The sequence below is a fragment of the Rhizobium leguminosarum genome, assembly GCF_001679785.1.
Classification (GTDB): domain Bacteria; phylum Pseudomonadota; class Alphaproteobacteria; order Rhizobiales; family Rhizobiaceae; genus Rhizobium; species Rhizobium leguminosarum_R.
Window position 1 is genome coordinate 2,290,253 of sequence record NZ_CP016286.1, and the last position, 18,105, is coordinate 2,308,357.

Genomic DNA, 18,105 nt, shown 5'->3' on the forward strand with positions numbered 1-18,105 from the left:
ATTTTTAACGAGGGAAGTGTTGATATGGCCTACTTTCCTGAGACACTCATCGCGACCCGCTTCCTGCGCGAAGGCGGCGGCGTCGTCTCGCCGAACGAACGCGACCTGCTGAAGCTGATCTGGCGTCATCCCGGCCTTTCCCGATCGGAAGTCACCGCCCACACCGATCTCACCCAGCAATCCGTCTACCGCATCATCGACCAGCTGGAGGAACGCGGCATCGTCTCCTTCGGCTCGCCGAAACCCGGCACCGGCCGCGGCCAGCCGAGCCCGACACTCCGGCTCGACGGCCGCTACGCTTATTCCTGTGGCATCTCGGTCAATACCGACATCATCGGCATCTGCTTGATGGATATATCAGGCAATGTGCTCGCCGAAAGCAGCGTCGCCTTGCGCGAACGCACCATGGCCCAGTCGCTCGATCTGGTTCGCGAGCAGCTGATCGAACATCAGAGGGTGAACAATCTTTCCGAAGAGGCCTTCTTCGGTATCGGCTTTGCCATTGCCGGCTTTCACATCAGCGGCACCCGATACAATGCGCCCCTCCCGCTGCATGAATGGTCGCTGATCGAACTCGGCCCGCTGCTCACGGAATTTTTCGGCAAGCCCGCCTGGGTGCGCAACGGCGGCAAGACGGGAGCGATCGCCGAATCCATGTTCGGCGTCGGCCGCTATATCAAGCACTTTGCCTATCTGAGCTTCAACTACGGATTTGGCGGCGGCCTGATCAGCGACGGCGAACTGCTGCTGGGCGGCATCGGCAATGCCGGCGAATTCTCGGGGATGTACGACGCCGAGGAGAGCAAACGCCGGCCGGCCTTGCAGTGGCTGATCGAAAAACTCAACCGCAACGGCGTCGACGTTCCCTCGATCAGCTATATGCGCAAGCATTTCGACCCGAAATGGCCAGGTGTCGCCGAATGGGTGGACGAGGTCACGCCCGCCTATAGCCGCCTGATCAATGCGATCTGGGCCGTTTTCGATCCGCAGGCAATCGTCTTCGGCGGCCAGGTTCCCACCGCTCTGGCACAGATGCTGATCGACCGGACCGAGAATTTCGATCGGCCGCGCTACGGCGTGCAGCGCCCGCGCCCGAAGCTGATCATCTCCGAGATCTCAAGCGACGCCTCGGCCATGGGTGCGGCAATCACCCCGTTCAAGTCGGCCTATTATTGATTTCAGGCGCTTCGACGGCTCCACCGAGCCAGAAACTGACTCCCGCTCAGCCGCTTATGGCTGTCCCTCTCCTTCCGCTTGATGCTGCGCGATAAGGACCTCCCGTGATCCGCTCGCGGGCCTCACGCATGGCCTGCGGGACCTTGCCCTGCCTCGCCGATTTTATCATACTACCCGGCATGAGCGGATATGAGAGCCCTGTCGATTTCTACACGCGCCCCGGCCAGATGACATCGACCGGGCCGCATGCCCCCGCCCTTGCAGCGCTCAAGGGCGTCGAAACCGTTGCTACGGCCGTGCAAGGCGCGCTGCTGCATGAAGCCTGGGCTCCGCGCTACAATCAGCCGCTCACCCCGGCGCGAAGGGCGCAGTCACACACGCGGCCGGCGCAAGAGATACTCGATACGATCATGGGGATCGATCCTGCCCCACTCGACATCCCGCGCCCACCGGAGAAGCGCAGCATCGGCGTGTGCCGCCATTTCACCGTGCTCGCCTGCGCGGCACTCAAGGCCCAGGGCGTCCCGGCACGCGCCCGCTGCGGCTTCGGCATGTATTTCGAGGCCGGTAAGGGCATCGATCACTGGATCGCCGAATATTGGGACGGAGAGCGCTGGGTCTCTGCGGACTTCCAAATCGACGATCTTCAGCGCACCGCCTTGCAGCTCGATTTCGATCCCCTCGACCAGCCGCCGGGCAAATTCCTCAGCGCCGGCGAAACCTGGCAGCGCTGTCGCGCCGGTGCCGCCGACCCCGCGAAATTCGGCATCTTCGACGAGTCCGGTTTCTGGTTCATTGCCATGAACCTCGTGCGCGACTTCGCCGCCCTCAATAACATGGAGATGCTTCCCTGGGACGATTGGGGAGCGATGCCGCAGCCCGAGGAAGAAATATCTCCGGGTGGCTTGGCGCGCTTCGATCGTCTCGCCGCGCTGACGGTCGACGTAGACCAACGCTTCGGCGAGCTGCAGGCCCTCTACCAGGACGATGCCGGGCTGCATGTGCCGGCGCAGGTCTTCAACGGCGTGCGGCAGCAGATGGAGAATGTTGGCGGCGCGTGATCTTGAGATGGGACTATTGTCGGTCGGTCCATGACGCGTTCGCGCGCCATACCGCCGTCGGCAAAACAATCTAGCGCGAACACCACCCACCCTCATTTCCTGTGCTCGTCACAGGAATGGCGGAGAGGTGGTCTGCGCGGCTCCTGCCGCGCCTTTGTCTCTACCAAACATCGTCTCTTCTCAGATCAGCTTGATTTCGCCCCAGACAATCCTGGTGCGTACGACAAAGCTCAACCAATCATCATTCGAATAGGCGCGTAGCAACTCGGAGAGTTCCGCGTCGAAGGTCGCGATACGATCGCCGAGTTTCGAAGGTGCGAAGGTGTCGCGCGAATGCTGTCGGTTATGGCGGCGGATAGTACGCCAAATGCCGGATAAGTGATACGCCGCAGCCATCCGGTTCCGATTGTCTTCCAGACCGAAACTGTGCCATGACCGATCGACCCAAGATACAACAGATCAAGGTGCGGCATCGGCATGAAGAAGATCGGTTTCCTCTCGTTCGGGCACTGGACGCCCTCACCCCAATCGCAGACGCGCTCAGCCGGCGATGCGCTGCTGCAGTCGATCGAGCTTGCGGTGGCGGCCGAGGAACTCGGGGCTGACGGAGCGTATTTTCGCGTGCATCATTTCGCCCGACAGCTGGCCGCACCCTTCCCGCTGCTATCAGCCGTCGGTGCTAGAACCAACCGGATCGAGATCGGCACCGCCGTCATCGACATGCGCTACGAGAACCCGCTTTATATGGCCGAGGATGCCGGTGCGGCCGACCTCATCGCCGGCGGCCGCCTGCAACTCGGCATCAGCCGCGGCTCGCCCGAACAGGTGATCGATGGCTGGCGCCATTTCGGCTACGCCCCGCCCGAAGGCCAGAGCGAGGCCGACATGGCTCGCCACCATGCCGAAGTCTTCCTCGAGGTGCTGCGCGGCGAAGGTTTTGCCAAGCCGAACCCGCGGCCGATGTTTCCGAACCCGCCCGGCCTCTTGCGCCTCGAGCCGCATTCGGAAGGCCTGCACGAGCGGATCTGGTGGGGCGCAAGTTCCAACGCCACCGCTGTCTGGGCGGCCAAGCTCGGCATGAACCTGCAGAGCTCGACGCTGAAGGACGATGAGACGGGAGAGCCCTTCCACGTCCAGCAGGCCGACCAGATCCGCGCTTACCGCGCGGCCTGGAAAGAAGCCGGCCACACGCGCCGGCCGCGCATCTCGGTCAGCCGCAGCATCTTCGCGCTGGTGGACGACCGCGACCGCGCCTATTTCGGTTACGGCAACGACGGTGAGGACAAAATCGGCTTCATCGACGAGAAGACCCGGGCGATCTTCGGCCGCAGCTATGCCGCCGAACCCGATGCCCTGATCAAGCAACTCGCCGAAGACGAGGCGATCGCCGAGGCCGACACCCTGCTGCTCACCGTCCCCAACCAGCTCGGCGTCGAATATAACACCCACGTCATCGAAGCGATCCTCACCCACGTCGCGCCTGCGATGGGTTGGCGCTGACGCGCTGCCATCACTCCGGGCGCTCAAACCCGCGGATATCTCGCACGGAATTCGCGAGGGCTGCAGCCCTCGCGTTCGTGAAAGATCCGCGAAAAATAAAACGGGTCATCGAGGCCGATCATGGCGGCCACCGTTTCGATCTTTTCGTCGGTAGTTGCCAATAGTTGTTTGGCATGATCCATGCGCGCCCGAAGCTGAAATGCCTTGGGAGGCAGTCCGGTTTCGAGCGTGAACCGCCTGCGCAGCGTGGCCGGAGACATGCCGTGCTCGGCGGCAAAGGCTGCGAGGTCCAACGGTTGCATCGCCCGCCGCCGTAGTGTTTCCACGATGTCGGCCATATCCCGCCTTTCCTGGCGTCGATCGGCCGCGCCGCTTGCCTGTCTGGCGGCTGACACGACGATGCGATGCAGCATCAATGCCGCCGACGCCTGCCCGAGGTTGGTGTCGTCAAGCAGATCGGCATGAAGTTTGCCGAAGAGCCGCACCACCTCGTCGAGATGATGCAGGGCCACGACGGGATGTCGCTCCGCGATGATCCTCAGCCTCACGAAGTCCCGCGTGAACGACCCTTCGAAAAGCACCCAGCGCTCGTCCCAGCCGTCTCCGTCGGGGGCGTAGGAATGCACGCGGTTGGGAAACAGCCAGAACAGTGAAGGTCCGGCCAGGCTCATGCGGCCGGTGGCGACGGTTTCCAGCCAGCCTTGCCCCCGCTCCACCAGCACGACGGCGAAACTCGGTAGTTTCCGGTCCGTCACCGCACGGCGGGCATGCTGCCTGCCGCTGCCGGTGACTGCCAGTCCGCCGGCCGCACCGAGCGGCGTTCTATAGATGGCTTCGGCGTCTCTCATGGTGAGCGAAAAGTCCAGCTATGAATTTCCTCTATGTCGGTTGGTATGCCGGATCAGGTAATTGATGACAAGCCAACTCAAGCGACGGAGGAGTAAAATGTCAATTGCTGCGGAGGTCATGCAAGCCCGCAAGATGGATTGGCCTCTTGCCGCAAATGGCAGAACCTTGCCCGTTGAGCGGATCGGTTGGCTCGCGCCGACCGATCCTGGCATCGGCATCGACGCCATCCGCCGCCGCTATCAGGACGATGGTTATGTCTGGCTGAAGGGCCTTCTGCCGCGGGCCGATGTGATCGATTTTCGCCGTTGGGTTTTCGAACGCCTCGCCGAAACCGGGCTGGTCGAGCCCGGAAGCGATTTTTCGCTGGGCTTGGCGTCTGCCGGTGGCTTCGACAAAAGCCTGGCGGACCGGCGCCTGATGTCGCTCGTCCGCTCCGCCGCCTATGAAGGCTTCTGTGCGCAACCGCCACTCGCCCGATTCATGGACGATTTCCTGCAGGGTATCTCCTATCTCCACAAGCGCAAGATCATGCGTTTCGTACAACCGGGAACGCCGACGGCCACACCCGCCCACTACGATCTCGTCTATCTCCGCGGCGGCACCAGCCGCCTGGTGACGGCCTGGATTCCGATCGGCGACATCCCCACCGAGATGGGCGGCCTGGTCTATCTCGAAGGCTCGCACGCGCTGGGCGTCAGGATGGAGGCCGAGTTCCAGGCCGCAAGCGGGGATCTTTCTGCGGAAGAGCGGGTCAGTGCCTATAACCGCCATATGGCGGAAGGCGGATGGATCTCGAAGGATCTGCCCGATATGGCGGAGCGCTTCGACACCCGCTGGCTCGCCGCCGATTATGAGGCCGGCGACGTGGTGCTCCACTCGCCCTACATGATCCACGCCTCGACCATCAACCAGGACCGCAGCCGGCGGCTGCGCCTCTCCACCGATATAAGATATCAGAATGTCGACGACGAGATCGACGTCCGATGGAACAACCATTGGAGTCTCGGTGATATGCTGTAGTCCGGCTTTCCAGGGCCCATTCGGCAGAACCCCGATCGTCTGACCTCGATGTGCCAGCCGCGCGTTAGCCGACATTGGCGGTCATGTTTTCCTTCCTGTTTGTCGTGCCCCGGCCACCCTTGTTGACCGGCGACCGGCGCGATGGCTGCTATTAGCAGCTTGTTTGACGAAGGCATGTCGACACAGAAGCGAAGCGGTCGGACCTTACTGCCGCGTTGGGCGTTGATGGTCGGAACCTTGAATCGATCCCATGACTGACCGACTTATGGCTGTAGCCGAACCGCGCGAGTTGCCTGATGCCGCGTACGAACCTGAACGATATTCTGATCTTCATGGCCGTCGTCGATGCCGGAAGCTTTATCGCCGGCGGCCAGGCCATGGGCCTGTCGCGTTCGGCGGCAGGCAAGGCTGTCACCCGTCTGGAAGACCGGCTCGGCGCGCGCCTGCTCAACCGCACGACGAGGACGTTGAGCCTGACCGACGAAGGCCGGATGTTTTACGAGCGCGGGCTGCAGATCCTTGTATCGGTCGACGAGGCGGAAGCGAGCGTGGCGGGACAGAACAGCACGCCGCGGGGCGTTCTCCGGCTTACCGTTCCCGATGCTTTCGGGCGGCTCGTCGTGCTGCCTTTGCTTGAAAAATATCTTCGGGCCTGGCCCGACATCCAGGTCGAAGTGAGCTTCACCGATCGCCTGGCCGACATTGTCGAGGAGGGCTTCGATCTGGCGATCCGGGTCGGCGCGACGGCGACGGACACCCGCCTGGTCTCACGCGTGATCGCCACCTATAAGGCGCGGCTCTGCGCCTCGCCGTCCTACCTTGCCGAGCGCGGCGAGCCGCGCGATATCGACGATCTCGCGGTCCACGACTGCCTGATCTTCGCCGGCCGCAATCAAAGACAGGGCTGGCGCTTTCGCGGGGAAGGCGGTTCCTGGATCAAGGCGCAGGGCCGCAGCCGACTAAGGCTCGACAGCGGAGAGGCGATCCGCGACGCCACCTTGGCGGGGCTGGGCATCGCACTGCTTCCCGATTTTCTCATCATCGACGATCTCGCCGCCGGCCGCCTCCGGCAGATCCTGGCCGACTTCGAAACCGACGACGCAAAGATCGTCACGCTCTATCCCGACAAGCGCCTGCTGGAACCACGTGTCCGCCGCTTCATCGATCTGATCGTCGAAGAGCTTGGGCGCGGCTAGAGTCTGGACGCTTCAGGCGAGGCCCCTGTCAAACCCGCGAAAGCTCTTCAGCGCCAGCGGCGCAAGCGTTGCCGCGAGATAGGCAATCCCCATCAGGAACAGCGCCGCGGCAAGGCCGAGCGTGCTGATCAGCGCGCCGCCGGCGAGGCCGCCGAAAGGGATGAGGGCGAAGCAGAGGGCGGTGTTCAATGCGGTGACGCGACCAGTCAGCGGCTTGGGGATGCGCTCGAAGATGACCGCCGACAGGATCGGGTTGAGGAAGCCCGACGCGAATCCTGCTATGGCGAGCGTCGCAAAGACGAGGCCGATGGGCGCGTCCAGCGCCGGAACGAGAAAGCGCGGAAAACCGGTCAAGAGGAAGGCCACCGTATAGACCATCAGTCGCGGCATGCGCTCGCCGATCGCCGCGGCAATCGCCGCGCCTGCGATCGAGGCGCCGGCGAAGGCGGCGAACATCGCACCGAGCAACTCCGGGCCATGACCGGCATCCCGTGTCCAGACCGGCAGCAGCACGGCATGATAGGCTTGGTCGAAGAGATTGGTAACCGCCACCATGGCGACGATGCTGACGAGCACCGCATCGCCGCGCAGAAAGCGCCAGCCTTCGCGCAGATCCTCGATATAGGAAGCCCGCTCGACCGGTCGAGTCTCGGGCGCGGGCGTGCGTCGCGTCCCGGGTATGCCAGCGGCAACGATCAGCGCGGCGGCGGCGAAGGTGGCGGCATTGACGAGCAGCGCCTGGCCGGGGCCGATCAGCCCGATCAAAGCGCCGGCGCCGGCCGCACCCGCCGTCGAGGCCAGCCGCTCGATGGCGCTCGCAACGCCGGTCACTCGTTCGAGCGGTACATTGGCGAGTGTGGCGATATCGGGAACCATCGCCTGCTTGGCCGCATCGGAGGGGCCGCGCAGCACGCCCATGGCAAAGACGAGCGGCAGCAGCACCGGCATGCCGAGCATGCCGAAGAGATCGAGAAGCGGCACCAGAGCGACCACGAGCACCGAGGCGGTGTCGCAGATGATGGCGATGCTCTTGGCGCCGGCGCGGTCGATCAGCGGTCCGCCGAGCGCCTTGGCGATAACATAGGGCAGCATCTCCATCATTGCCGTCAGGCCTGTCAGCACCGGGCTGCCCGTCGTGCTCAGCACCAGCCAGGGAATTGCGATGGTCGAAAGCCGCGTGCCGGAGAGCGAGAATGTCTCGGCAGCCGCGAGCGCCAGGAACGGCCCGCCCCGTCTCACTGCTTATCCTCCCCTTCGCAATGCGGAACGCGGCCCGGATAGGGAAAGGCGTGCAACATGACATAGAAGGGAACCATGCCGGATTCCTGCGACGCCGCCTCCCCGAGCGGTGGGGCCGCCCGCATCGCCTCCAGGATGATGTCGCGCAACCGGTTCGTCAGGGCCTCGGCCTGTGCCGCCGTCATCGGGATGATGATGTCGTCGGCAGCCGTCGCCTTGCGCCATTCAGCCGGCAGCTCGGCATATTCCTCCAGCGCCTGCTGCATCTGGCCGACCTGCAGCGAGAGTGCGGCCTGGTTGAAGGCGATGTCGAGATCGAGCGCCTCCCCTTCGGCCTCACTTGGCGGCACCGAGGTCAGCTCATGGCCGGCGCGCCACCAGCGGTCGCGCCGCGAGGCATGCGGCGCCTCCTCGATGAAGCCGTACTGAGCAAGCTGGCGCAGATGATAGCTCGTCGCACCGCTGTTCAGGCCGAGCCGCGCGGCAAGCTGCGTCGCCGTGGCAGGCCCATCGATCCTGAGCATGCCGAGCATGCGCAGTCGGACAGGATGCGCCAGCGCCTTCAGCGCGGTCGGCTCGGGCACGACCCGGCTAACGGTGCGGGCAGCGGCGGCATCTGCGGCAGGTTTGGTGTGCGGATGTTTCATGCGCGAAGCATATAATCGCAAACATATCTTTGCAAAACTTTCTTTGCAAAAAATTTGACGGCTGTGGAAGGCGCTCGAAAACCGGCTTCTGATCTAGCCAAGCATGACCACGCATTTTAAGACCGTCACCGTGATCGGCATGATGCGAGGGGCAAGAGGATGGCTGAGGAAGCGCAGAAAAACATCGGCACGTGGTATATCGATCCAGATGCCGAGGACAGGATGGCCGATGGGCATGCGCCAATCTGGCGCCACCTGATCGACCTCATCGTTGAGCGGGACCTGACCGACAAGAGTGTGCTTGATTTCGGTTGCAATCAGGGCGGCCTGCTGCGGCACCTCAATGCGATACGCCCGTTCCGCAAGGCGCTCGGCATCGACATCGCCGAAACCTCGATCGCCAAGGCAGAGACGCTGAAAGGCAACCTGCCGATCCAGCACCAGGTTGGCGGCCAGCTGGAAGGCTGGGCTGAGGAATTCGATCTGGCCATCAGCCACGAGGTCATCTACCTCGTTCCCGATATCAACGCCCACGCCGCCGATATCTGGCGAGCGCTGAAGCCGGGCGGCGTCTATTATGCGGTGACGGGATGCCATACCGACAACCCGCTCTGGCCGAAATGGCGCGAGTTCGTCGCCAACCGTACGAATACTGTCGTTCAGGATCGATCGATCACCGATTATGGCCGCGCCTTCGAAAAGGCGGGCTTTCAGGTTTCGGCCCGCAAGCTCGAATATGACGGCTTCATCCCCTTCGTCGCGGACGGATGGACGCCGGACTTCGCCGATGCGCTGACTTACTATACCCAGACTAAAATCGTCTTCAGGCTGGTGAAGCGCTAATCCCAGTTTCGGCCCGCTGAAGCCGCATCAGCTCGACGTCGAAATGCGGCGGGCTGTCCGGACCGACCTGGACGAAGCGGCCCCTAACGCGGAAGATTTGCTGGATCAGCTCGCATTCGGCCAGCTCGTGCGGTGCGCCGTCAAATCTGAGCTGTCCCTTTTCGAGCAGCGAGATGCGGTCACTGACGGCGATTGCCTGGTTGATGTCGTGGATCGCCATGACGACGGTGACGCCCTTTTCCCGGCTCAGACGATGCACCAGGTCGAGCACTTCGACCTGGTAGCCGATATCGAGGAAGGACGTCGGCTCATCGAGCAACAGGATCTCCGCTTCCTGCGCAAGGGCGGCTGATATCCACGCCCTTTGCCGCTCGCCCCCGGACAGTTCCCGAAGGCTGCGATCGGCAAGTCCTGTAAGTCCGGTGCTTTCGAGCGCCCATTCGATCGCCTTCTCGTCGCCGCTGTCATAGGAGCGGAACAGACCGACATGCGGATAGCGGCCCTGCCGGACGAGTTGGGCGACAGTCATCTCGTCCGGTGCGGCCGGCTGTTGCGGCAAGAATGCCAACCTCCTCGCCAGCATCCGCCGCGACATCGAGGTGACAGCAACGCCGTCCAGCGACGCCTTGCCCTCCGCCGGTTTGATCAGGCCTGCAAGCGCATGCAGCGCCGTGCTCTTGCCCGAGCCGTTCGGACCGATCAGCGCTCGAATCTCGCCCTTTTCAAGCGAAAGTCTGAAGCTGGTGAGAGCCTTTCGCTGGCCGTACATCACCGACAGGTCAGAGCAGGACAATGGCATTTTCGGCCTCACATGGTTTTGCGCAGCAGCGCGAGCAGAAGCGGCACGCCGAAAACAGCCGTCACCACCCCGATCGGGATTTCCTCCGCCTGTCCCAGCAGCCGGCCGGCGAGATCGCCGAGCGTGACGATGATGGCGCCGAGCACGATCGTCAGGGCAAGCGACAGGATGAAATTCCTCCCCGCCAAAAAGCGGGCGAGATGCGGCACGATGAGTCCGACGAAGACGACCGGACCGACCGCGCCGACGGCGCTCGCCGCAAGTGCGCAAGACACGATCAGCACGAGCGTGAACTGCCGCCGATAGGCAAGCCCGAAGGACCGGGCGACGGGCGCATCGAATTGCAGCAGCATCAGCGGCCGGTAAATGACCGGCAACATTGCCAGTCCGGCGATCGTGAACGGCAGCAGGAAGAGCGCGTGATCCCAGCTGCGGGCATAAAGGCTGCCCGAAAGCCATTCGAGAATGATTTCGATGCGGGCCGATCCCCATCCGGCGATGAGGCCGATCGCCACCGCATGCAGCACAGCGCCGACCGCCACACCGCAGAGCGTGATGCGCAGGGCACTCAGGCCGAGCCGAAAGGCAAGCAGATAGATGGCGCCGCCGGCGAGCATGCCGCCGGCGAGCCCGGCAGCGGGCAGCCAGGCGACCGGCAGCTCGGCAAGCGTGTTCGAGCCGGGCTGGAAGATATAGACGGTGAACAGCAGGAAGATCGTGACGGAGAGCGTCGCCCCTTGCGACACACCCATCAGCGACGGGTCGGCAAGCGGATTGCGGGTGATGGTCTGTAACAGATATCCCGCCAGCGAAAAATGGATGCCGGCCAGGATGCCGGTGACGATGCGCGGAAGCCGGATATCGAGGATGATCGAACGTGCTTCGGAGGAGCCGCTGCCAGTCAGCACGGCAACGACATCAGCGATCGGAATGTCGGCGACGCCGAGGAAGATCGCAGCGGCAAGCGACAGGACCGCCAATGCGGCAAGCGCGGCAACCATCCACACGGCTGCGGAACCGCCCCTTGTCGATACCGAAGCGCTCATCGCGTCTCACCTGCAAGGTTGAGCTGCCCGCGCTGGATGAGGTAAATGAAGACGGGACCGCCGAGCAGCGCGGTAATGATGCCGACTGGCAGCTCGCGCGGAATGGCGACGCTGCGGGCGATAACGTCGGCGACTGTGACGATCAGCGCGCCGAGGGCGGCGGATAATCCGATCTCCCATCCCGTGCCCTGCGGCTTGAGCAGCCGCGCGACATGGGGAGCGGCAAGGCCGACGAAAGCGACCGGCCCGGCGACCGGTGCGACACCTGCCACCGGGATGACTGCGAGAATGAGGATGAGAGGTTTCCATAGGCCGAGCTGAAGCCCCATGCCGGCCGCCGCATGATCGCTCAGCATGAACATGCCGATCACGCGCCGGAGAGCGAGCGCCCCGACGACACCAGTGATTGTCCAGGGCAGCATGTAGGCGAGATGTGACCAGGTGCGCCCCTGGAAGCCGCCGGCCAGCCAAAAGAGCAGCGATGCCGATTGGGGGCCGGTCAGCAGCAGCACATAGGTGGTGATCGCGCCGAGAAAGAGGGAGATGCTGACGCCGCCGAGCGCGAGCTGCAAGGGCCGCCCCTGCCCGCCGCGCGACACCCAGAATGTTACCGAGGCAGCCGCGAGCCCGCCGGCAAGGCCGATGAAGGGATAATAGATGGGCGACAGCCAGGGCACGAACACGAAACAGCAAACGATCGGCGCAACCGCCCCCGATGTCACCCCGGTGATGCCGGGATCGGCCAGCGGATTGCGCGTGAGCGTCTGCAGCACATAGCCGGAAACGGCAAGCCCCGCCCCGCCGGCAACGGCCGTCAGGCTGCGCGGCAGGCGCAGCGTCCAGACCAGGATGGATTCGATCTTCCCGTCGGGTGCGAGGAGCACGCGGAACGCCGTCTCGATCGAAATCGGCTTTGCGCCGACCAGCAATCCGAGCATCACCGCCAGCATGGAGGCCATGACGATGAGCCCAATGGCCAGAGACGATTGCCGCGAGCTCATCGCAAGTCTTTTCCGCTGCTTAGTTCTGCAGTTCGGCGGGGATCAGCTTGGCGGCCTCCGCTTTGACATCAATGGCCGGGAACGTGTCGGGATAGAGATAATGTGCGGCCTCGCGCAGGACGATTTCGCGGGCGATCGGGCCATTGGTCTCGACCCACTGGTCGCCGACATAGAAGACCCGGTTGTTCTTGACCGCCGACAGCTGCGACCAGATCGGATTGCTCTCATGCGGACGATCCGGGCCGGAATCATAGATGAAGATGACCTCGGGGTCCTTCTCCAGCATGGTTTCGAGGCTGAGATCGATGCCGAATTCACCACCTGGGCTCTTCGGCCCCGGAATATTGTCACCGCCGATTGCGGCGACGATCGAAGCCGAGGTATTTTCCGTGTGGAAGGCGAAAGGTGTTGCGCCGCCCCACATGATCAGGAAGCGGGGATGAACATCCTTCGGCGCCTTGGCTGCGTATTCTGCAAGATGCTTGCGGAAATCGGCATTCAGCTGCTCGCCGCGTTCGGGCTTGCCGAGCAGCTTCGAAAGCGCGGCGGTTTCGCTGTAGCTCTCTTCGAGCAGTTCCATATTGTAAGCGACATAGGGGGCGATGTTCTGCAGCTGCGCCGCGTTGCCGACGGTATAGCGGCGGATCGCGATGATCAGGTCCGGCTTGGCTTCGGAAAGAAGTTCCAGATTGGGCTTGGCACGCTGGCCGATCTGCTTCATCCCGGAGGTCAGGCCAAGCAGGAAATCGGGTTCGCGGCCCGCCGTCATATAGGTGCTCGCAACGGGCTTGATGCCGAGCGCCAGCGCGACGTCATCGGCGAAATAGGAAATCGAGGCAATGCGCTTCGGCTGCGCCGGGACTTCGACGGTGACGCCGCGGTCGTCAATGATCGAGACTTTCTTGCCCTCTTCGGCCTGAGCGGCCGCTCCCATCAGCATTGCAGCCAGACCCAGAGCAGAGAAAAATGTGCGTGCGTATAGAGCCATGTGTGAAACCTCCGTCCAATGTGCGGACAGGCTTTAGCCAAAAAAGCGGAGTTTAACAATCATGATTCTCTTGCAGGATTTCGGGGTTGGACAAAAGTGGCAGCCGGGAGGACACGCCCCGTATCCGGCACCTGGCCTGCCTTGCGGCTCAACTCTCCGGCAGGGTGAAGACCGCGCAAGGCTGGGCAATGCCGCGCAAGGTATGCTCTCCGAGCGGCGTCAGCGCCGTCGCCGTATTCGCTGCCACCGCGCCCGAGATCAGCACGCTTCGGCCGAGCGGCTTGCAGAGCCCTTCCAGCCGGCTGACCAGATTGACGGCGGGGCCGATGGCGGTAAAGTCCAGCCGGTCGGCTGCGCCGATATTGCCCCACAGGATCTCCCCGAAATGCAGCGCCGCGCCGAAGGGCAGCGGCGCCAGCCCCTGCGCCAGGCGTATCTGGTCGAGATGGGCCATGCCGGCACGGCTGGCAGCAACCGCCCTGAGTGCTGCCTCGCAGGCTTCCCGGTCTCCGTGGCACACCCTTCCTGCGTCGTCGGAAGCGCCCATGACCGGAAAGATCGCCAGCACGCCGTCGCCCATGAATTTCAGCACCTCGCCGCCGAAGGCGTGCACCGCGCCTGCGACGCGGTCGAACCATGCGTCAAGCGTCGCAATCATCGCATGCGGCTCCGTCACCTCCGAAAGCGCGGTGAAATCGCGCAGATCGGCGCAGAGAAGAGCGGCACGGATGGTTTCGCCGTTGCCGCGGGCAAGCTCGCCGGCCTGCACCCGGGCGGCACTACGCCGGCCGAGATAGGCTTCGAGCAGAGCTGCCCGCGCCTCCCGCGCCGCGAGTGCTGCGAGCGGTGCGGCGGCAAAACGCGCAACCTCGCGCAGCCTGTCGGCGTCGGCCGGAGCGAATGCGCCCGCCCCTGCCCGGTTGTCGATACCCGCCCAGCCGAGCATGGGACTATCCTGCGAAGGCCCTATTCGCTCCTCCCATACCGGCCCAAGCCCGGTCAGCCAGTCGCGCCCGGCCTCGCTCTGCGGAGCCGCGGCAAAGGCCAGCGCCTCGATGACAGCACCGGTCTCGGCCCGCCACAACCAGGTGCGCCGCGCAATGATCGGATGCGGCACCGAAAGCGTCAGCGTGCCGCCGGAAAGCGGCAGTCCGTCGGCCAGCAGCCGGCGCCCGAGCTCGGCCAGAAACCGTTCGGGACCAGGCGAGGCTCCGGCCTCATCAACCAGCCAGGCAAGGGGAGACGGCAGATCCATCGCTTAACATCGCACGCCCACGTGGACGTCCGCAAGGACATCCCCCGGGTGATCGTGGGGACGTTTCCAGCAACTCGGCCTGTCGCCCGCAAAGGCCGTCCGCATCGGCTGTCGAAAACATTCGGCGTGGTGGAAAACAAAAAATAAACACTTTAAACTTGCGCGACTTTGATTCCATTATAGGGTCGTTCGTCATCGTGTGATTGAGGGGTGCGATGGGCACGATATTCTGGCCGAAAGATCCGCTGGATGGGAATGACATGACGCTGCTGACGTCGATCCTTCGGCGATGGTGCGAAAGACATCAGGTCGAGCTGACGGCGGAGGAGAGCAGCCGCAAGGCGAAGGAACTCGTCGAATGGTTCGAATTCGGCGTCAAGGACCCGGTCGAGCTCGAGGAGCTGATCGACGACAAGTACTGGCTCGTCAGCAGGATCTGACTGTATCGGACAAATCGGGAGGACGCTGCCGGTCAGCGTCGTGAAGCTGTCTCATCAGAAAAGGCCGGGCGAAAATCGCCCCGGCCTTCGTCCATCTCCAACTAAGCAAGACCCTTAATCATAATCCCGCCAACGGCGGTCGCGATCCCAGCGCCGCTCATGGCGCCAGCGCGGGCCATCCCAATCCCGGTGACGCCGCTCCCAGCCCCAGCGGGGCGGACCACCGTAGAAAGCTACCGGCGGTGGGCGGCGCCAGTTTCGCCGGCATTCGCCCCAGCGCGTCAGATGCCAGCCGCGACCGCAGGCGTAGTCGACCTTTGTGACATTGCTCTGGACATTGATTGTCCCCATCGGCATCGCCTGCGCTGTGCCGAACGAGAGGCTGCCAGCGAGCAAGGCAGCCGCGATAGAAAGTGCCTTCATCGAGAACTCCATTTCAATCCAGCCGTCCACACCTTATGACCGCCAAATTGAACTGGAGATGAACTGCGCGTTCATGTTTGCGGGAGAAAAAGAAGCGCTTCCGCACGGCTGGTCAGAGCGCTCGCCGACCGCTGTTGTCGCAACGGCAAGCGCTTCAGAACCGCCCCGCCGCCCGCAAAAATTGTTCATGTCCTGCCGTAAAAAGGATCGGGACCCGGATCACCCCCGGCGGCGACCTCGGTCAGCCGTCCGAGATAATGTGCCCAGCCTTCCGCATGGCCGGCGCATTGCTCGGCGCTCGGCAGACCGCTATGGGTGAGCCGCAGCAGCGTTCCGCCCCCCTGCTCGATCAGGTCGATCTCGACTAGGCTCGACCCCGGCGGCACCACCTCGCTGCCGTCCCAGCCGAAGCTGTAGGCAAGGCGATGAACCGGCACCACCTCGCGAAACGAGCCGCGCGCAAAGCGCGCGCCGGTAACGTTGACGAGATAGAGCCCGCCGGGCTGCGGCTCGACCTGCGCTTCCGTTCCCATCCAGCGCAGGATCTTTTCCGGGTCGGTCATCAACGCGAACACCGCAGCCGGCGGCGCCGCGATATGCGCCTCGCGGTGGACGACAAAGGGGTCTTGCATCTCTCTCTCCCATGGTTTCCATGGCCCTGCCCGTCTCCGGTGGAGACGGCGCAGCCTGTCTTGCCGCTATTCTGACGTGAATGTCCTCACGCACAGCATGTAGGCGCAAGCCCATCCTCCGCAAGAGGGCTTGCCCGTCGCGATCGACCAACAAGCGAAATCGCCGCGTCGGGAGCGCTGATCCAGCATTAGTCGCGAAGCATTTCGGCCTATTGCCAGCCCGTCACCTTCCCCCTATTGTTCGCGCCGTTCTCAGGGCGGGGTGCAAGTCCCTACCGGCGGTATGCAATTTAGATTGCGAGCCCGCGAGCGCCTTCTCAGGAAGGGTCAGCAGATCAGGTGAGATGCCTGAGCCGACGGTCATAGTCCGGATGAAAGAGAACGTGCGTTCCTGCCGCCCTTGCGGCTGTCGGGGACGTTCGTGATCGCCTTGGGTGATGTGTCTGTTCGCCAAAGGAGATTACCATGACACCCACCCGCTATGCCTTCGTCAAAGCCAGCTGGCACGCCGATATCGTCGACCGCGCCCTAGATGGCTTCCATCAGCTTATTCCGCCCGAGCAGATCGATGTGTTCGATGTTCCCGGCGCATTCGAGATGCCGCTGCTGTCGCGCGATCTTGCGGCAACCGGACGCTATGCCGCTGTCGTTGCCGCCGCCTTCGTCGTCGACGGCGGAATCTACCGCCACGAATTCGTCGCCCAGGCCGTCGTCGATGGGCTGATGCGCGCCGGCATGGATACCGGTGTGCCGGTGCTGTCGGTTTCGCTGACGCCGCATCAGTATCAGGAAACCGTGCACCACAAACAGATCTACCGAGCACATTTCGTCGAGAAAGGGCGCGAGGCAGCAAAGGCGGCTCTGACGATTGGCAAAACCCGCGCCGCTCTCGCTGCGTAGGGACTTCCTGCACCCCGGCTCGACGAGCCGCAGGACGACAGACGAAGGTGGCGGGGAACCGACCCCGCCGCCTCATCGGATCGACATGACCGCACCAACCGCACGAATCGAGAGCGACGCGCCGTGTGTCGCAGCGGAATCCGCCAATACCGGCCAAATCAGACAGAATAATTGATTCGACGACCCCACCGCGCCGTGGTCAACTTGGCCCGTCACGTGTCCGCAATTCTCAAGACATCCAGAACCCAAGGAGCTTAAGATGAGCAATGCACTGCGCAGCGAATCCCCCATTGAGACCCCGAGAACACAGCCCGTCGACACCAAGCTCGAGGTGGTCGTCATCCCCGTTTCCGACGTCGACCGCGCCAAACGTTTTTACGACGGCTTGGGCTGGCGGCTCGACGCCGACTTCGCCAATGATGCCGACTTTCGGGTGATCCAGTTTACGCCGCCCGGCTCCGGCTGCGCGATCATCTTCGGCAAGAACGTCACCGCCGCAGCCCCCGGCTCAGCCCAGGGGCTCTATCTTATCGTCTCCGACATCGAGGCCGCCCGCCGCGATCTCATCGCCCGCGGCGTCGAGGTGAGCGAAGTGTTCCACGACGCGGCCGGCGTTTATGCCGGCAAGGACGAACCCTATCTGTTCGGGCGGCTCCGCATTGCCGGCCGCGATCCCGATCACCGCAGCTACCGCTCCTTTGCCTCCTTCAAGGATCCCGACGGCAACGGCTGGCTGTTCCAGGAAGTCACCACGCGCCTGCCGGGACGCATCGATACCGACGGGACGACATTCACCAACTCAACCGATCTCGCGTCAGCCATGCGCCGTGCGGCGACCGCGCACGGCGAACACGAGAAACGGAACGGCGGCAAACACGACGAGAACTGGCCGGACTGGTACGCCGAATACATGGTCAGCGAACAGGCCGGTAAGCAGCTGCCCTTATAGGGCAAGGGCGGCGACCAGACGGCGACATCATTCGAGAGAAACATCCCGGCGGGTACCGCACGTGCCGCGCCGGGACTTCATCGCGTGTCTTTGCCGCGTGCAGCGGCCACCATACCATCGAGCCGGTCCTGGTGAGTGTTG

Annotated in this window: 20 protein-coding genes and 1 riboswitch; of the genes, 9 read left to right on the forward strand and 11 right to left on the reverse strand. The window is 63.6% G+C overall.

Annotated elements, in window-relative coordinates:
* Nucleotides 1-24: 24 nt before the first annotated feature.
* Nucleotides 25-1,176, forward strand: coding sequence for an ROK family transcriptional regulator (locus BA011_RS11480; RefSeq protein WP_028740941.1), 1,152 nt, complete (start codon nucleotides 25-27; stop codon nucleotides 1,174-1,176).
* Nucleotides 1,177-1,355: 179 nt separating this feature from the next.
* Nucleotides 1,356-2,237 (forward strand): transglutaminase-like domain-containing protein, encoded by an 882-nt coding sequence (locus BA011_RS11485; RefSeq protein ID WP_065282505.1) that lies wholly within the window; start codon nucleotides 1,356-1,358, stop codon nucleotides 2,235-2,237.
* A 180-nt stretch (nucleotides 2,238-2,417) separates the two neighbouring features.
* Here the strand turns inward: BA011_RS11485 and BA011_RS11490 are convergent, their stop codons facing one another.
* Nucleotides 2,418-2,633 carry a hypothetical protein gene (locus tag BA011_RS11490; protein ID WP_065280554.1) on the reverse strand — a complete coding sequence of 72 codons (216 nt, stop codon included), beginning with the start codon at nucleotides 2,631-2,633 and terminating at the stop codon, nucleotides 2,418-2,420.
* Nucleotides 2,634-2,714: 81 nt separating this feature from the next.
* On the opposite strand from BA011_RS11490, the gene BA011_RS11495 reads away from it, so the two are divergent.
* Nucleotides 2,715-3,737, forward strand: a complete 1,023-nt coding sequence (locus BA011_RS11495) for an LLM class flavin-dependent oxidoreductase (RefSeq protein ID WP_065280555.1) — start codon at nucleotides 2,715-2,717, stop codon at nucleotides 3,735-3,737.
* A gap of 23 nt (nucleotides 3,738-3,760) precedes the next feature.
* On the opposite strand, the gene BA011_RS11500 is transcribed toward BA011_RS11495, so the two are convergent.
* On the reverse strand, nucleotides 3,761-4,585 hold the full coding sequence (locus BA011_RS11500; protein WP_065280556.1) for a helix-turn-helix transcriptional regulator: 825 nt from the start codon (nucleotides 4,583-4,585) through the stop codon (nucleotides 3,761-3,763).
* Between the two features lie 97 nt (nucleotides 4,586-4,682).
* On the opposite strand from BA011_RS11500, the gene BA011_RS11505 reads away from it, so the two are divergent.
* Together BA011_RS11505 and BA011_RS11510 are read left to right on the forward strand one after the other, a co-directional pair.
* Complete coding sequence (locus BA011_RS11505; RefSeq protein ID WP_065280557.1) at nucleotides 4,683-5,606, forward strand: phytanoyl-CoA dioxygenase family protein; 924 nt, start codon at nucleotides 4,683-4,685, stop codon at nucleotides 5,604-5,606.
* A gap of 296 nt (nucleotides 5,607-5,902) precedes the next feature.
* A complete protein-coding gene (locus BA011_RS11510) occupies nucleotides 5,903-6,802 on the forward strand; it encodes a LysR family transcriptional regulator (protein WP_065280558.1) in 900 nt (299 codons plus the stop codon).
* A 12-nt stretch (nucleotides 6,803-6,814) separates the two neighbouring features.
* Here the strand turns inward: BA011_RS11510 and BA011_RS11515 are convergent, their stop codons facing one another.
* Nucleotides 6,815-8,041 carry an MFS transporter gene (locus BA011_RS11515; RefSeq protein ID WP_065280559.1) on the reverse strand — a complete coding sequence of 409 codons (1,227 nt, stop codon included), beginning with the start codon at nucleotides 8,039-8,041 and terminating at the stop codon, nucleotides 6,815-6,817.
* On the reverse strand, nucleotides 8,038-8,688 hold the full coding sequence (locus BA011_RS11520; protein WP_065280560.1) for a winged helix-turn-helix domain-containing protein: 651 nt from the start codon (nucleotides 8,686-8,688) through the stop codon (nucleotides 8,038-8,040). Before BA011_RS11520 ends, BA011_RS11515 begins: the two co-directional genes overlap by 4 nt.
* 159 nt (nucleotides 8,689-8,847) lie before the next feature.
* Between BA011_RS11520 and BA011_RS11525 the strand changes: the two genes are divergently transcribed.
* Nucleotides 8,848-9,531, forward strand: coding sequence for a class I SAM-dependent methyltransferase (locus tag BA011_RS11525; RefSeq protein WP_065280561.1), 684 nt, complete (start codon nucleotides 8,848-8,850; stop codon nucleotides 9,529-9,531).
* On the opposite strand, the gene BA011_RS11530 is transcribed toward BA011_RS11525, so the two are convergent.
* The 5 genes from BA011_RS11530 to BA011_RS11550 form a co-directional block, all read right to left on the reverse strand.
* Complete coding sequence (locus tag BA011_RS11530) at nucleotides 9,512-10,330, reverse strand: ABC transporter ATP-binding protein (RefSeq protein WP_065280562.1); 819 nt, start codon at nucleotides 10,328-10,330, stop codon at nucleotides 9,512-9,514. The genes BA011_RS11525 and BA011_RS11530 overlap by 20 nt on opposite strands.
* An 8-nt stretch (nucleotides 10,331-10,338) precedes the next feature.
* Nucleotides 10,339-11,376 carry a FecCD family ABC transporter permease gene (locus BA011_RS11535; RefSeq protein ID WP_065280563.1) on the reverse strand — a complete coding sequence of 346 codons (1,038 nt, stop codon included), beginning with the start codon at nucleotides 11,374-11,376 and terminating at the stop codon, nucleotides 10,339-10,341.
* On the reverse strand, nucleotides 11,373-12,377 hold the full coding sequence (locus tag BA011_RS11540; RefSeq protein WP_065280564.1) for a FecCD family ABC transporter permease: 1,005 nt from the start codon (nucleotides 12,375-12,377) through the stop codon (nucleotides 11,373-11,375). Before BA011_RS11540 ends, BA011_RS11535 begins: the two co-directional genes overlap by 4 nt.
* A gap of 19 nt (nucleotides 12,378-12,396) precedes the next feature.
* Entirely contained in the window at nucleotides 12,397-13,365 is a 969-nt protein-coding gene (locus tag BA011_RS11545; protein WP_065280565.1) for an ABC transporter substrate-binding protein, read from the reverse strand.
* Between the two features lie 148 nt (nucleotides 13,366-13,513).
* Nucleotides 13,514-14,620, reverse strand: a complete 1,107-nt coding sequence (locus tag BA011_RS11550) for an adenylate/guanylate cyclase domain-containing protein (protein ID WP_065280566.1) — start codon at nucleotides 14,618-14,620, stop codon at nucleotides 13,514-13,516.
* Nucleotides 14,621-14,835: 215 nt separating this feature from the next.
* Between BA011_RS11550 and BA011_RS11555 the strand changes: the two genes are divergently transcribed.
* Entirely contained in the window at nucleotides 14,836-15,060 is a 225-nt protein-coding gene (locus BA011_RS11555) for a hypothetical protein (protein WP_017961130.1), read from the forward strand.
* A gap of 114 nt (nucleotides 15,061-15,174) precedes the next feature.
* On the opposite strand, the gene BA011_RS11560 is transcribed toward BA011_RS11555, so the two are convergent.
* Together BA011_RS11560 and BA011_RS11565 are read right to left on the reverse strand one after the other, a co-directional pair.
* Nucleotides 15,175-15,483 (reverse strand): GCG_CRPN prefix-to-repeats domain-containing protein, encoded by a 309-nt coding sequence (locus BA011_RS11560; protein WP_065280567.1) that lies wholly within the window; start codon nucleotides 15,481-15,483, stop codon nucleotides 15,175-15,177.
* A 185-nt stretch (nucleotides 15,484-15,668) separates the two neighbouring features.
* Nucleotides 15,669-16,115: an SRPBCC family protein gene (locus tag BA011_RS11565; RefSeq protein ID WP_020050677.1), complete on the reverse strand. Its 447-nt coding sequence runs from the start codon at nucleotides 16,113-16,115 to the stop codon at nucleotides 15,669-15,671.
* A gap of 244 nt (nucleotides 16,116-16,359) precedes the next feature.
* A riboswitch (FMN riboswitch) is annotated at nucleotides 16,360-16,502 on the forward strand.
* Nucleotides 16,503-16,580: 78 nt separating this feature from the next.
* On the opposite strand from BA011_RS11565, the gene BA011_RS11570 reads away from it, so the two are divergent.
* Nucleotides 16,581-17,015, forward strand: a complete 435-nt coding sequence (locus BA011_RS11570) for a 6,7-dimethyl-8-ribityllumazine synthase (RefSeq protein ID WP_065280568.1) — start codon at nucleotides 16,581-16,583, stop codon at nucleotides 17,013-17,015.
* A gap of 259 nt (nucleotides 17,016-17,274) precedes the next feature.
* Nucleotides 17,275-17,964: a VOC family protein gene (locus BA011_RS11575; protein WP_065280569.1), complete on the forward strand. Its 690-nt coding sequence runs from the start codon at nucleotides 17,275-17,277 to the stop codon at nucleotides 17,962-17,964.
* Nucleotides 17,965-18,105 lie beyond the last annotated feature (141 nt).